Consider the following 13,860-nt stretch of genomic DNA (forward strand, 5'->3'; position numbering starts at 1 on the left):
ATTAAAAAATGAAAAAGATTTTAACACTTGTACTAGTTTCAGCATTAGGTGGCATGCTAACACTTGGTGCCTATAAATTATTTTTAGAACCCAAGCAAAACGTTGTTGTGGCTACAAACCAAACCACGCCAACCTTTTTACCAACCAGCACTGCTAGTAGTTTGTACAATGTAGAGGATAAAGCCAATTTTGTTCTCGCTGCCGAAAATACCGTAAATGCGGTTGTTCACGTAAAAAATGTATCGATAAGCAAAGGACAAATGACGCTGCAGGACTTATTTTTAGGAAGAAACCCACAGTACAAACAATTAGGCACGGGCTCTGGTGTTATAATAAATGCCGATGGGTATATTATTACCAATAACCATGTTATTAAAAATGCCCATGAATTATCGGTTACTTTAAACAATAACAAAACGTTTGAAGCTGAATTGATTGGTGCCGACCCTAAAACCGATATTGCGCTTTTAAAAATAGATGCTGATGAAGATTTACCTTTTGTAACCTTTGCCGATTCCGATCAAGCGAAAATTGGCGAGTGGGTGTTGGCCGTTGGAAACCCTTTTAACCTAACATCAACGGTTACGGCGGGTATTATTAGTGCCAAATCCAGAGACTTGTCTGGTAACAGCTCGCAATCTTTCATTCAAACCGATGCAGCGGTAAACCCAGGAAATTCAGGTGGAGCGCTTGTAAACACCAACGGAGAGCTTGTTGGTATTAATACGGCCATTTCTTCCCAAACGGGGTCTTTTATCGGGTATTCGTTCGCGGTACCAAGCAATATTGCGCGTAAAGTTGTTGAAGATATTATGGAATATGGCAACGTACAAAACGGTATCCTTGGCATAAAAGGCGGTCCTTTAAACAGCCGATTCTCAGAAGAATTGGGTGTAGATGACACCGAAGGAATTTATATTGACTCTGTTGTTGAAGATTCTGGAGCCGACTTAGCGGGACTTAAAAAAGGAGATATTATAAAAGAAATTGACCAAATTAAAATTTCAAAATTCTCAGATTTAACAGGTCATTTAAGTGCCAAACGCCCTAATGATGTTGTACAACTTGTTATTTCCAGAAATGGCAATTTAGAAAACATACCTGTTACTTTATTAAAGAATCAAACCTATACATTACCATTGGTTGGCGAGGTTAAAAATGCCAAACCCAAAGACTTAAAAAAGTTTAAGGTGTCTAAGGGTGTTAAAATAATTTCATTGGATACCAATTATGCAGAGTATTGGAGAAACAACGGTGTTGAAGCCGGAAACATTATTACGGCCATTAACGATGTTAAGGTAAACTCGGTTGAAGATGTGCAAAACATATTAAAAAACAAATCGCAATCGGAGTATTTAAGAATAGAACTTATAAACTCGAAAGGCGAAAAAGAACGTTATAATTTCAGATAAAAAATTCGAAAATTAGATCAACAATAGCCTCTTAAAGCAATAAAGTTTTAAGAGGTTATTTTTTTGTATCAATACGCTACGAAAACGTTTGAAATATAGTATTTTTGCAAAAATTTTAAACAACACACTAAACATTTTAAGCAATGGGTTTTAATAAAACTTATGAAAAAGAGTTGTCCTTTCAAGCCGATCGGAGAAGAGCAACCGTAGAGTTTATAAAAATTGTAAGCGACCTTTGGTACGACAAATCTATCGAATTGGTAATCTTTAGAAATCAATTGATTGACAGAAACGTGAGCCAGATTTTAAACCTTCATGAATACGCCGGTAAATTTGTACAAAAACCCATTTCAATTTTTGATTCGGTTGAAATTGCACAAGCCATTAAAATGCTTGATATTCCGCCTGCAAAACTGGATATTGGTAAGCTAACCTACGAGTTTCATTTAGACGAAAACAAACACGGTAATGCTACGGCATTTGTTGCCAGTAAGTTAAACGACGCTAGTAAAAATGGCGATATTACGCCTAAAGATGTGGTGCTTTATGGATTTGGTCGCATTGGTCGTTTAGTAGCCCGCGAACTTATGACGCGTACCGGCAAAGGCAGCCAACTACGTTTAAGAGCCATTGTTACACGTGGTGATATTGATGAAACCATTTTAGAAAAAAGAGCATCATTGCTACGCAACGATTCGGTTCATGGCGATTTTCCAGGAACGGTTTCCATTGATGCCAAAAACAATGCCTTGATAATTAACGGAACAACGGTTAATATCATTTCCGCAAATGCGCCGGAAGATATCGATTACACAAAATACAACATCAATAACGCGTTGATTATTGATAACACAGGGGCCTTTAGAGACAAGGATGCTTTAGGCAGACACCTAAAATCAAAAGGAGCAGATAAGGTGTTGCTTACCGCACCGGGAAAAGGCGTGCCCAATATTGTTTACGGGGTTAATCATTTAGAAAACGACCCCGATAAAGTGGATATTTTCTCAGCCGCCTCGTGTACAACCAATGCCATTACGCCTATTTTAAAGGCCATGGAAGATTCTTTTGGTGTTGTGAGCGGTCATTTAGAAACCATTCATGCCTATACAAACGACCAGAATTTGGTTGATAATTTCCATAAAAAATACCGCCGTGGTCGTGCGGCAGGACTAAACATGGTGATTACCGAAACCGGTGCCGGTAGTGCGGTTGCCAAGGCTTTACCAAGTTTGGAAGGTAAATTAACATCAAACGCTATTCGTGTGCCCGTACCAAACGGCTCGTTAGCTATTCTAAATTTAGAAATAGAAAACGAAACCTCTATAAACGGCATCAATACCATTTTAAAAAAATACGCTTTGGAAGGCGATTTGGTGGAGCAAATAAAATACGAATTAAGCGACGAGCTGGTATCCAGCGATATTGTTGGTAGTTCAGCGCCGTCAATCTACGACAGCAAAGCCACTATTGTACGTGCCGATGGTAAAAATGTATTGCTATATATTTGGTACGATAACGAATACGGGTATAGCCATCAAGTTATTAGATTAGCAAAATATATTGCCAAAGTTAGACGTTATACCTATTATTAATAGCGTCGCGTTTTGCTTTTGCGAAATGTGCGATTGAATTTATCGCCCTTAAAAAGGAGATTTAAAATTTAATTTTAAATGAACATCTAAATTCCAATTTTAACCGTATATAAATCAGCCTCACTGCGTGAGGCTTTTTCTTAAATATATCGGTATTAATAAACATTATTTTATAACTTCGTAAAAACCAAATACAACCATTTTAAACCAATCAAAAATGAATCCTATTAAGCATGTTTCCCTTGTTGTTCTTTTTTTTATAATTACACTTACCGGTTTTTCGCAAGCTAAACCAGAGGAAGAGCTATCTATAAACACTGGCACCATTAATAATCAATTTGAGTATGTTCTCAAAAAATCCGGTAATTTTAAAGGCACAAATGGGCAAGCTTACGAAGCCGTAAAACGCAGTCTGTTCCTCACCTTGCAATCGCATACCATTGACTCTTTAAATACCTTAAAGTCGAAATTGGAAAATTCGAAAAACACTGTTGAAACGCAGCAAAAGGAAATAAACGACTTAAAGACGGCTTTAAACAGCACGCAATCTACGCTAGAGGCTACAAATTTGGAAAAAGACAGCATGTCGCTATTGGGTATGCAAATGAGCAAAACCAATTACAATGTGCTTATGTGGACCATTATTGCTGGACTTTTGGCTTTATTTATTCTATTTGTTTACAAGTTTAATAATAGTAATGCCGTAACCCGCGATGCCAAAAAAGCGTTGGCGGAAATTGAAGAAGAATTTGACGAGCACCGAAGAACCGCTTTAGAGCGCGAGCAAAAAGTAAGACGTCAATTACAAGACGAAATCAATAAACAAAAAGGTATATAATTAATCCATTTTTAACTTAAAATCTGTAATTTAGATGCTGACCCTCTCGACGTATCTTTTTGCAGATTTTTTTTATTTATGATTATTGCCCAAGCCACTTTAAAACATGTAAACGATTTAGTGCCACTTTTTGATGGGTATCGTGTTTTTTACAGACAACCATCAAACAACGAAGCCGTAAAAACATTCTTAAAAGAACGGCTCACCAAACAGGATTCTGTTATTTATATCGCTTATATAAATGAGGTTGCCGTTGGTTTTACGCAATTATATGTTTTGCTCTCCTCGGTATCCATGTCGCCCATGTATGTTTTAAACGATTTATATATCGATGCGAACTACCGCAATAAAAATATTGGCACGGCTTTAATAAATAAAGCCAAAGCACTTTGCAAAGAAAACCACTTTAAAGGCATTATTATACAAACCGAAACCACCAATCCCGCGCAGCATTTATACCAGCGCGAAGGTTTTGTAAAGGACACGGATTTGATGTTTTTTTGGACGAATGCTTAAAAAATCTGATAATTATTTATTTGGGTTTGTAAGAAAAAAATTATAGTTTCGTTTTAACATCAGATATAACACATTAAAACGGATTCTTGGTTCAAAAAACATTGTGAAACATTTCTAGAAAAACCTGAAAACTAATGAAACATCGATTTAAACTATCAAAATTTAACATAATTTATGCTTCAATAGTTGCAGTAATAATCATCTTTCTGAATAGCCGAATTTATGGTTTTGACGCTTATACGTTTGGAATGAGTTTGGGCTCAATTATTGGAATTATCTTATTTCCAATACTAATAGCATTACTGTTCTGGTTTATTTTAGGTAGAGAATATAATGGAGGAACAACTACATTTAACATTGTGCTGACATTAATGTTTCTTGGTTCTATTAGTGAATTTGCACAAATAGCGCAAAGCCGACAAAAGCCAATTGATAATTTACAAAAAGCAGTTTCTGAATATAAAGAAAGAACATTAACTAATCCCGACTCTACAGATTCTAACTATTCTGAATTATCAACCAATATTAAAAGTTCAATTGATGACCTGTTAAAGACTAGTGTTGGTGAGGAAAGAAAAGTATGGTTAGCTTTAAAAGATTTCTTTAAAAAATCTGACAGCACAAACATTGAATGGAATAAAGCCTATAATGCATTTGCTGACCCTCGAATTTTAGATCTTAATAGACTAGATAATTCAAAAGAATTCGAGTTCCAAAAGCGAACGGTTCAAGAATACGTTAATCAATCTAACCATTTTAAATCTTTTGTACAAAATAGAGTTAGTTACTTAATAGAACAAACTAATAGGATTGACAAAAGCAATAAGGCCTATAAAGGCTTCATAAAAGGATTGACGGATAAAGACTCTATTCAAAAGCCTATATTCACACCTTACATCAACGCACATATTGAATATGGACAAGGGGTAAAAAAAATAATTGAACTTTTAGAAAATGAACTAGGAAAATGGAGTTATGAAAATGAAACCGAAACCTTAATATTTGAAAATTCGGAGGCTCAAACCACCTATGAAAAGATTTTAAATGACGCTCTTTCAAATGAAGAAATTGTGAATGAATTATTCGATAAACTAGTAGAAATAATGTAAAAAAAATGTTTCTCCATAATTGCTTGGGTAAATGTTCCCTCTTGAGAATTCATTCAAAATTCTATCTGTTACGTATTTATCAGTTCAAAACCACTCAGTAAACCATAGCCCAAAACCATTAAACAAATCTTCAAAAAAACACACTACTTCAAATACGCCAAAACATTCCTCTCAATGCGCTGTTGAATATTTGACACATCGGCTTTTTCAAAGGTTTCGCCCGTAATGTTTTCATACAATTCAATATATCGTTCGCTAACGGTTTCAATATAATCGTCGCTCATTTCCGGTACGGTTTGTCCTTCCAATCCTTGAAAATTATTGGCTATTAGCCATTGGCGCACAAACTCTTTTGAGAGTTGTTTTTGGGCTTCACCCCTATCTTGTCGCTCTTGGTAACCATCGGCATAAAAATAACGCGACGAATCGGGTGTGTGTATTTCATCAATTAAAACAATGTTACCGTCTTTGGTTTTTCCGAATTCGTATTTGGTATCGACTAAAATCAAGCCTCTCGACGCCGCAATCTCACTTCCTCTTTGGAATAGTTTACGCGTGTAATCTTCCAAAACCAAATAATCTGCTTCAGATACGATACCACGCTTTAAAATATCCTCGCGGGAAATATCCTCGTCATGGTCGCCCATCTCCGCTTTGGTTGCCGGCGTAATAATGGGTTCTGCAAATTTATCGTTTTCCTTCATCCCATCTGGCATGGCAACCCCACAAAGCATGCGCTTCCCAGCTTTGTATTCGCGAGCGGCGTGACCGGACATATAGCCACGAATTACCATCTCTACCTTAAAAGGGTCGCACAAATGACCAACGGCCACATTTGGGTCTGGCGTGGCGGTTAACCAATTGGGAACCAAATCATGGGTAGCTGCCATCATTTTGGTAGCGATTTGATTTAATATTTGTCCTTTGTACGGAATGCCTTTGGGCATCACCACATCGAATGCCGAAAGTCTATCGGTTGCAATCATCACCAATTGCTCGTCGTTAATATTATATACTTCCCTTACTTTTCCTTTGTAAACACTTTTTTGGTTCGGAAAATTAAAATTGGTGTCGGTTATGGTGTTGTTTGTTTTTGCCACGAATTCACGAATGTTTATATTTTTATTTATTTTTTGCTTGTGGATTCCTGCCTTACTGAAACAAGTTCAGCACAGGTCGTAGGAATGACAATTTAATTTCTAGTATTATTTATTCGTCATTACAAGGCGCTTTTTGCGACGTGGTAATCTCATCCTTTTTAACCGATTGCCACATCACTCAAAAAAGTGTGATTCGCAATGACCTTAATCTTTATGTTTAGCCCCGATTGAAGCATTGTTGAAGCTCTTTTTGTGTTGTTGCACCTATGCAACACAAAAAAGCGACTGCCGAAAGCGGGAAATAGCTTCAAATTATTTTTATTTTACTGAAAATTGAGACTGCAAACTTATTACTCTGCATTCTCAATGCTTTTATAGGCTGCGATTACTTTTTTAACGAGTTTATGGCGAATCACATCTTTATCGTCTAAAAATATCATGCCCACGCCATCAACATTTTTTAAAATCAATAGGGCTTCTTTTAAGCCCGAAATGGTTCGGCGCGGTAAATCGATTTGACCCGGATCGCCTGTTAATAAAAACTTTGCGTTTTTGCCCATTCGTGTTAAAAACATCTTCATTTGGGCATGCGTGGTGTTTTGCCCTTCGTCTAAAATCACAAATGCATTGTCTAATGTACGTCCGCGCATAAAGGCCAATGGTGCAATTTGTATGGTGCCATTTTCAATATAATGCGTTAATTTTTCCGGTGCAATCATATCGCGCAAAGCATCGTAAAGCGGTTGCATATACGGGTCTAATTTTTCTTTTAAATCGCCGGGTAAAAACCCTAAATTCTCGCCGGCTTCAACGGCGGGTCGGGTTAAAATAATACGCTTGACCTCTTTATTTTTTAAGGCTTGAACCGCCAAGGCAACTCCCGTATAGGTTTTGCCGGTTCCTGCCGGACCAATGGCAAAAACCATATCGTTTTGTCGCATGCTCTCAACCAATTTCCGCTGGTTGGCCGTTTGTGCTTTTATAAGCTTGCCGCCAACGCCGTGTACAATAACTTCGCCACTTTGCTTTGAGGTGGTATAATCATCGCTACTTTGGCTGGTTAACACACGCTCAATAACGTTTTCATCCAATTTATTATACTTCGCGAAATGCTTTAAAAGCATGGTAATTCTTCTGTCGAACTCTTCTAATAATTCTTCATCGCCAAAAGCTTTGATTTTATTACCGCGCGCTACAAGCTTAAGTTTGGGGAAATATTTTTTTAAGAGTTCGATATTGGCGTTTTGTTCTCCAAAAAATTCTTTAGGAGAAATATCTTCAAGTTCGATTACAATTTCGTTCAAAGGCGTGATTTTTATTTTAAAATTTTCGTTCTGATTAAATGACAATAATGTGCTTTCAGATGAAATGATTTATTGGTTTTATTCAGTATTTCTTATTTTGATTGTTAAGGTTAAATGAACCTATATTTTTCGTTTAAATTATAAAAACGAACACGAAATTTTGTGTAGGTTTGTATTACATAAATATGAAACCCAAAAATACATAAATTTGGGTGACCTAATGCTAAAAACATATCAACAATTTTGCCAATGGCGATAATAACTTTAACAACCGATTTTGGAGAAAAAGATCACTTTGCTGGCGCAACCAAAGGCGCTATTTACAGCGAATTACCCGATGTTAAAATTGTTGATATCTCGCATTGTGTATCGCCATTTAGTATTCCGGAGGCGGCTTACATTATTCAAAATGCCTACAATAGTTTCCCAAAAGGCACCATTCATATTGTTGGTATTGATTCGGAATTAAACCCAGAAAACAAACATATTGCCTTAAAATTGGACGACCACTATTTTGTTTGTGCCAACAATGGTATTATGAGCATGATTTGCTCTGAAATTGCACCTGAAAAAATTGTTGAAATCAATATTCACGACAGGATCCAAACCAGTTTCCCGGTTTTAGATGTGTTTGTAAAAGTGGCCTGCCATATTGCACGCGGTGGCACCCTTGATGTAATTGGTAAAACCATTGACAACATAAAGCCCATTAAAAACATTGTGCCTTATGTAAATGAAGAAAAAACACAAATTATTGGTAGTGTAATTTATATTGATAATTATGGCAATGTGGTAACCAACATTAAACGCGATTTTTTTGAAACCATTCAAAAAGGCAGGAGTTATGAGGTTTCGGCACGTAATTATAAATTCAAAAAAATACACCACAAATACAGCGATGTTGTAAATTTTGAAACCCCCGAAGAAAAAAGGCACGACGAAGGCCGCGGTTTGGTGGTTTTTAATTCTGGTGGCTTTTTGGAAATAGCCGTTTACAAAAGCAATAGCACAACCGTTGGGAGCGCATCCACCCTAATGGGATTGGGCATTATGGACGCCGTTAGTGTGAGTTTTTTGAAAACTGAGAATAGAGAATAGAGAATAGAGAATAGAGAAATATACGTCCATTTTGACTTTTAACTTTTAACTTTTAACTTGAAATATGTTTATAAGAATTGTAAAGATGAGTTTTAACGAAAATGCCATTGATAAATTTCTTAAAAACTTTAACGCCAACAAACATAAAATCAGAACCTTTAAAGGCTGTCAGTTTTTAGAATTATATCGAGATAAAAGTGATACGAACGTATTTTTCACTTACAGTTATTGGAGTTCTGAAAATGATTTGGAAGCCTATAGGCAATCCGATTTATTTAAAACCGTTTGGAGTAAAACCAAACCGCTTTTTAATGCAAAACCAGAGGCTTGGAGTGTTGATAAAGTCGCTTCGCTTGAATAATGAATAATGAATAATGAATAATGAATAATGAATAATGAAAGTTGTACATTTTGACATTTCGAACAAAGTGAGAAATCTCTTTTAACTTTTAACTTTTAACTTTTAACTTTTAACTAAAATAAATGCTTGCCATACTTAAAAAAGAAATAAACTCATTTTTCGCATCGCCCATTGGGTATTTAGTCATTGCCATTTTCCTTTTGTTAAATGGTTTGTTTTTATGGGTATTTAAAGGTGAATTCAATATTTTAGATTACGGGTTTGCCGATTTATCATCCTTCTTTTTATTGGCACCTTGGATTTTAATTTTCTTGATTCCTGCCGTAACCATGCGCAGTTTTTCAGACGAAAAAAAACAAGGTACTTTAGAGCTACTTTTAACAAAACCCATCTCGCATACCAATATTGTTTTGGGTAAATATTTTGGTGCCATTGTGTTGATATTAATCGCGCTTTTACCCACATTGCTTTACGTTTATACCGTTTACCAGTTAGGGAATCCTGCTGGGAATGTAGATATGGGCAGTACCCTGGGGTCTTACTTTGGCTTGCTGTTTTTAATAGCGTCGTACACCGCAATCGGAGTGTTTTGCTCAACGCTTTCAGACAACCAAATTGTGGCATTTATCAGTGCCGTTTTTCTTTGTTTCTTGTTTTATATTGGTTTTGAAGGCATTTCGGATGTCACTTCCAACCTATTTGTCGAGCAGTTGGGCATGAGCTATCATTTTAAAAGCATGAGCCGCGGTGTGCTGGACACCCAAAATATTCTATACTTTTTAAGCGTTGCCGTTTTCTTTATCGCCCTAACCGTTAGAGGCATAAAAACCAAAACGTTTTCGAAAAAGGAATTGTTGCCGCTTTTGGCATTGCCGATTGGATTATTGGTTGTAAATATATTTTCTGCGTCCTTTCATAAACGTTTCGATTTAACCGAAGACAACCGCTACACTTTAAACGACGCCTCAAAACAAATCATCAATAACGTAGAATCTCCCTTAATTGTTGATGTATTTTTAAAAGGTGATGATTTCCCATCAGAATTTAAACGCCTTCAACGGGAAACCAAACAATTGCTTGAGGAGTTTTCGGCTGAAAACAGCAACATCAATTTCAACTTTATAAATCCTTTGGAAGAGGAAGCGACTCGCGAACGCAACATCCAACAACTTACACAACGCGGATTGACACCCATGCAATTAAGTGTGCAGGAAAGCGGCCGGTCGTCGCAGGCCATTATTTTTCCGTGGGCCTTGGCAAGTTATAACGATGTTACCATTACCATTCCGTTGGTAAAAAACAAAATTGGGGCATCGCAGCAAGATTTGGTCACCAATTCGGTACAACATTTAGAATATGCTTTTGCCGATGGATTTAGCAAATTAACAACCCCAAAACAGAAAAAAATTGCAGTTTTAAAAGGCAATAATCAGTTGGAAGATAAACACATCGCAGATTTTATTAAAAAAATTAACGAGTATTATTTTATCGCGCCCTTTACTTTAGATAGCGTTTCAAAAAATGCTCAAAAAACACTGGACGATTTGAATAAATTCGATTTGATTATTTCCGCAAAACCCACCGAAGCTTTTACCGAAAGCGAAAAATTGGTTTTAGACCAGTTTACCATGAATGGCGGCAAAAGCCTTTGGCTTATCGATAATGTGGCGATGGAAAAAGATAGTTTGTACAATGCTTCGGGCTCGAACGTGGCGGTTTCAAGGGATTTGAATTTAAACGATTTCTTTTTTAAATACGGCGTTCGCATTAATCCTGTAATGGTAAGTACCCTCTACTCCGCCCCTATTACGCTGGCCATTGGCGAAGGCAGCGATTCGCAGTTTCAAAATTTGAGATGGCCGTATTCTCCATTGGCATCTTCAAGAAGCAAGCACCCTATTGTTAATAATTTGAATCTGGTAAAATTCGATTTCGCCAATCAAATCGATACCTTAAAAAACAGTATTAAAAAAACCATTCTTTTAGAAAGTGCACCATTAACCAAATTAGAAGGCACGCCAAAAGTAATTAGTTTAGATGTGGTTACCCAAGAGCAAAACCCCGCATCATTCAACAAGGGCCATCAAACGCTCGCCGTATTGTTAGAAGGCGAATTTACAAGTGTGTATGATAACCGTATAAAACCTTTTAATCTTTCAAAAGAAAATAACAAAAGCGTTTCAACAAAAATGATCGTTATTGCCGATGGCGATGTGATTAAAAACGATGTGGTTAAAAATGCACCACAAGAATTGGGCTTTGACAGATGGACGGGACAAACCTACGGCAACAAGGAATTTTTACTGAACGCCGTTAATTATTTGCTAGATGATAACGGACTTATAAACATTCGGTCCAAAGAAATTGCCGTGGCATTTTTAGATCAGCAAAAAATTGCGTCTCAAAAAACCACATGGCAACTCGTTAATATTGCGTTACCATTGGGATTATTGGCTCTGTTTGGTTTTGCCTTCAACTACCTTAGAAAGAAAAATTATGCCGCTTAAATGTTAATAAGTTTGTTTCCTATATTAATTCGTATCGAATATATTTGTAAGTAGCATTTATTCAAAATTAAATCCATGAAATTTATTGTATCAAGTACCTATTTATTAAAACAATTACAGGTTTTAGGTGGCGTTATTAATAGCTCGAACACCTTACCTATTTTAGATAATTTTTTATTTGAATTAGACCACACAAAACTAACGGTTTCGGCCAGCGATTTAGAAACTACTATGGCTTCATCATTAGATGTTGAAAGCGATAGTAAAGGAAGCGTTGCCATACCTGCGCGATTGTTACTCGATACTTTAAAAACATTTCCTGAGCAACCACTAACCTTTGTTGTTGAAGAGAACAATACCATAGAAATTAGCTCTAACCATGGTAAATACGCTTTGGCATACGCCGATGGAAACGAATTCCCAAAAGCGGTTGCCTTAGAAGACCCTAGTAAAACCGTTGTTGTGGGCGATGTATTGGCTACGGCAATAAGCAAAACCATTTTCGCCGCTGGAAACGACGATTTACGCCCCGTAATGAGCGGTGTGTTTTTTCAGTTTTCAACCGAAGGCTTAACCTTTGTGGCCACTGATGCCCATAAATTGGTAAAATATACCCGAGAAGACATAAAAGCAAATCAAGCCACAGAATTTATTATGCCGAAAAAACCTTTAAATCTTTTAAAAGGAATTTTGGCAGCGAGCGAAGAAGATGTTACCATTGAATATAACGAAAGTAACGCCAAATTCACTTTTGAAAACTCTGAACTTATTTGCCGTTTAATCGATGGAAAATACCCGAATTACGAAGCGGTAATCCCAAAAGAAAACCCAAATAAACTTTCTATAGACCGTACACAGTTTTTAAATTCCGTACGTCGTGTTAGTATTTTCTCGAACAAAACAACACACCAAATACGCCTGAAAATTGCTGGTGCAGAACTTAATATTTCGGCTGAAGATATCGATTACAGTAATAAGGCTGAAGAGCGTTTAACTTGCGATTACCAAGGTGATGATATGCAAATTGGGTTTAACTCGCGCTTTTTAACCGAAATGTTGAATAACCTAAATTCCGACGAGGTACAGCTGGAAATGAGCATGCCCAACAGAGCGGGTATTTTAACACCCATTGACGGTTTGGATGAAGGCGAACAGATTACGATGTTGGTAATGCCGGTGATGCTTAATAATTAACAAATCCCTGCGATTGCAGGAATCTTAATAATACAAAAGCAGTAATCTTAATTTTGGGTTGCTGCTTTTTTTGTCTTTTGACTTTGTCTGAAAAAAACAATAATTTCGATTAACACTAGGTATAACACATTAAAACGATTTTATATCAAGTCATTCGCGGTCATTACCAATAAAACCGTCCTATTCAATAACTTAACAAATCAAAAATTATAGATTTGTGAAATGAAAATAAAAAACATCTACTAATGAATAATTTAATTGAACGTATTACTAAAATGGAAAACATTTTAGACGAACTCACTATAGTAGTTGAAAAATCGGACAAAGCAATGAATGAACTTGTAGATTCTTTAAAAAATTTAAACACATTAAAAAAATATTATGAATCTCAATATATGAAAGACGTTATGGCAGATAAAAGAAAGGAAGTCCCACAAGACCTTAAACGAGGTGTTTTGAGTGAGGATGCTGTTCATACGTTGCTTACCAATTTGTTTGAATTATCTAACAAAATGGAAAAATTGAGCAAAAAAATTAGATAATTTTAATGTGAAATTACGCTAAAAGTTAGCAGCCAAAACACAACGAACCACTAACACTATATATAATTCATCGTTAATTCTAGCCTACTTACCAAAATCCTCTCGGATTTCCTATTCGGGTTTTATTTGCTAAACTACGCATTTAACCGCGAAACAAGTCATGTACGCATTCTTAAACGAACCGCTCCAAAAACAAATCGACTTTCAGTTTATAAAATAAACCCGTGTTAAGGATTGAGATTACGAAAGCTTTCGGGATTGGTTCAGTGTAAAAACAAATTCATATA

The 13,860-nt window shown here is 36.3% G+C and carries 12 protein-coding genes; 10 read left to right on the forward strand and 2 right to left on the reverse strand.

The genetic code is table 11. The annotated features are described in order from the left end of the window. Window positions 1–8 precede the first annotated feature (8 nt). From RNZ47_RS08670 to RNZ47_RS08690, 5 genes are all read left to right on the forward strand, one after another. Complete coding sequence (locus RNZ47_RS08670; RefSeq protein ID WP_311938878.1) at window positions 9–1,412, forward strand: trypsin-like peptidase domain-containing protein; 1,404 nt, start codon at window positions 9–11, stop codon at window positions 1,410–1,412. Between the two features lie 143 nt (window positions 1,413–1,555). After that, window positions 1,556–3,004: a glyceraldehyde-3-phosphate dehydrogenase gene (locus RNZ47_RS08675; RefSeq protein WP_311938880.1), complete on the forward strand. Its 1,449-nt coding sequence runs from the start codon at window positions 1,556–1,558 to the stop codon at window positions 3,002–3,004. 217 nt (window positions 3,005–3,221) lie between these two features. Next, complete coding sequence (locus RNZ47_RS08680) at window positions 3,222–3,842, forward strand: tRNA (guanine-N1)-methyltransferase (protein ID WP_311938882.1); 621 nt, start codon at window positions 3,222–3,224, stop codon at window positions 3,840–3,842. Window positions 3,843–3,920: 78 nt separating this feature from the next. After that, window positions 3,921–4,358, forward strand: a complete 438-nt coding sequence (locus tag RNZ47_RS08685) for a GNAT family N-acetyltransferase (protein ID WP_311938883.1) — start codon at window positions 3,921–3,923, stop codon at window positions 4,356–4,358. A 134-nt stretch (window positions 4,359–4,492) separates the two neighbouring features. Further along, window positions 4,493–5,467, forward strand: a complete 975-nt coding sequence (locus RNZ47_RS08690) for an exosortase/archaeosortase family protein (protein ID WP_311938885.1) — start codon at window positions 4,493–4,495, stop codon at window positions 5,465–5,467. Between the two features lie 143 nt (window positions 5,468–5,610). Here RNZ47_RS08690 and RNZ47_RS08695 read toward each other — a convergent pair whose 3' ends face one another. Next, complete coding sequence (locus tag RNZ47_RS08695) at window positions 5,611–6,567, reverse strand: phosphoribosylaminoimidazolesuccinocarboxamide synthase (protein ID WP_311938887.1); 957 nt, start codon at window positions 6,565–6,567, stop codon at window positions 5,611–5,613. A gap of 350 nt (window positions 6,568–6,917) precedes the next feature. After that, on the reverse strand, window positions 6,918–7,871 hold the full coding sequence (locus RNZ47_RS08700) for a PhoH family protein (protein ID WP_311938889.1): 954 nt from the start codon (window positions 7,869–7,871) through the stop codon (window positions 6,918–6,920). Between the two features lie 249 nt (window positions 7,872–8,120). Between RNZ47_RS08700 and RNZ47_RS08705 the strand changes: the two genes are divergently transcribed. From RNZ47_RS08705 to RNZ47_RS08725, 5 genes are all read left to right on the forward strand, one after another. Next, the gene (locus RNZ47_RS08705; protein WP_311938890.1) at window positions 8,121–8,969 is read left to right on the forward strand and encodes an SAM hydrolase/SAM-dependent halogenase family protein; all 849 of its coding nucleotides are present in this window, start codon (window positions 8,121–8,123) and stop codon (window positions 8,967–8,969) included. Window positions 8,970–9,033: 64 nt separating this feature from the next. Then, complete coding sequence (locus RNZ47_RS08710) at window positions 9,034–9,330, forward strand: putative quinol monooxygenase (RefSeq protein ID WP_311938891.1); 297 nt, start codon at window positions 9,034–9,036, stop codon at window positions 9,328–9,330. A 122-nt stretch (window positions 9,331–9,452) separates the two neighbouring features. After that, complete coding sequence (gene gldG / locus RNZ47_RS08715) at window positions 9,453–11,837, forward strand: gliding motility-associated ABC transporter substrate-binding protein GldG (protein ID WP_311938893.1); 2,385 nt, start codon at window positions 9,453–9,455, stop codon at window positions 11,835–11,837. 75 nt (window positions 11,838–11,912) lie between these two features. Beyond that, a complete protein-coding gene (gene dnaN, locus RNZ47_RS08720; protein ID WP_311938895.1) occupies window positions 11,913–13,031 on the forward strand; it encodes a DNA polymerase III subunit beta in 1,119 nt (372 codons plus the stop codon). Window positions 13,032–13,276: 245 nt separating this feature from the next. Next, window positions 13,277–13,573, forward strand: a complete 297-nt coding sequence (locus RNZ47_RS08725) for a DUF4298 domain-containing protein (protein WP_311938898.1) — start codon at window positions 13,277–13,279, stop codon at window positions 13,571–13,573. Window positions 13,574–13,860: the final 287 nt, after the last annotated feature.

Origin of the sequence: Hwangdonia seohaensis, from assembly GCF_031932625.1 — a bacterium.
Classification (GTDB): Bacteria; Bacteroidota; Bacteroidia; order Flavobacteriales; family Flavobacteriaceae; genus Hwangdonia; species Hwangdonia seohaensis.

What these genes read in the sequence shown, in the direction of transcription:
- gldG (WP_311938893.1), top strand. Translation starts at nt 9,453, where the DNA reads ATGCTTGCCATACTTAAAAAAGAAATAAACTCATTTTTCGCATCGCCC.
- dnaN (WP_311938895.1), top strand. Translation starts at nt 11,913, where the DNA reads ATGAAATTTATTGTATCAAGTACCTATTTATTAAAACAATTACAGGTT.
- RNZ47_RS08675 (WP_311938880.1), top strand. Translation starts at nt 1,556, where the DNA reads ATGGGTTTTAATAAAACTTATGAAAAAGAGTTGTCCTTTCAAGCCGAT.
- RNZ47_RS08670 (WP_311938878.1), top strand. Translation starts at nt 9, where the DNA reads ATGAAAAAGATTTTAACACTTGTACTAGTTTCAGCATTAGGTGGCATG.
- RNZ47_RS08680 (WP_311938882.1), top strand. Translation starts at nt 3,222, where the DNA reads ATGAATCCTATTAAGCATGTTTCCCTTGTTGTTCTTTTTTTTATAATT.
- RNZ47_RS08705 (WP_311938890.1), top strand. Translation starts at nt 8,121, where the DNA reads ATGGCGATAATAACTTTAACAACCGATTTTGGAGAAAAAGATCACTTT.
- RNZ47_RS08685 (WP_311938883.1), top strand. Translation starts at nt 3,921, where the DNA reads ATGATTATTGCCCAAGCCACTTTAAAACATGTAAACGATTTAGTGCCA.
- RNZ47_RS08725 (WP_311938898.1), top strand. Translation starts at nt 13,277, where the DNA reads ATGAATAATTTAATTGAACGTATTACTAAAATGGAAAACATTTTAGAC.
- RNZ47_RS08690 (WP_311938885.1), top strand. Translation starts at nt 4,493, where the DNA reads ATGAAACATCGATTTAAACTATCAAAATTTAACATAATTTATGCTTCA.
- RNZ47_RS08710 (WP_311938891.1), top strand. Translation starts at nt 9,034, where the DNA reads ATGTTTATAAGAATTGTAAAGATGAGTTTTAACGAAAATGCCATTGAT.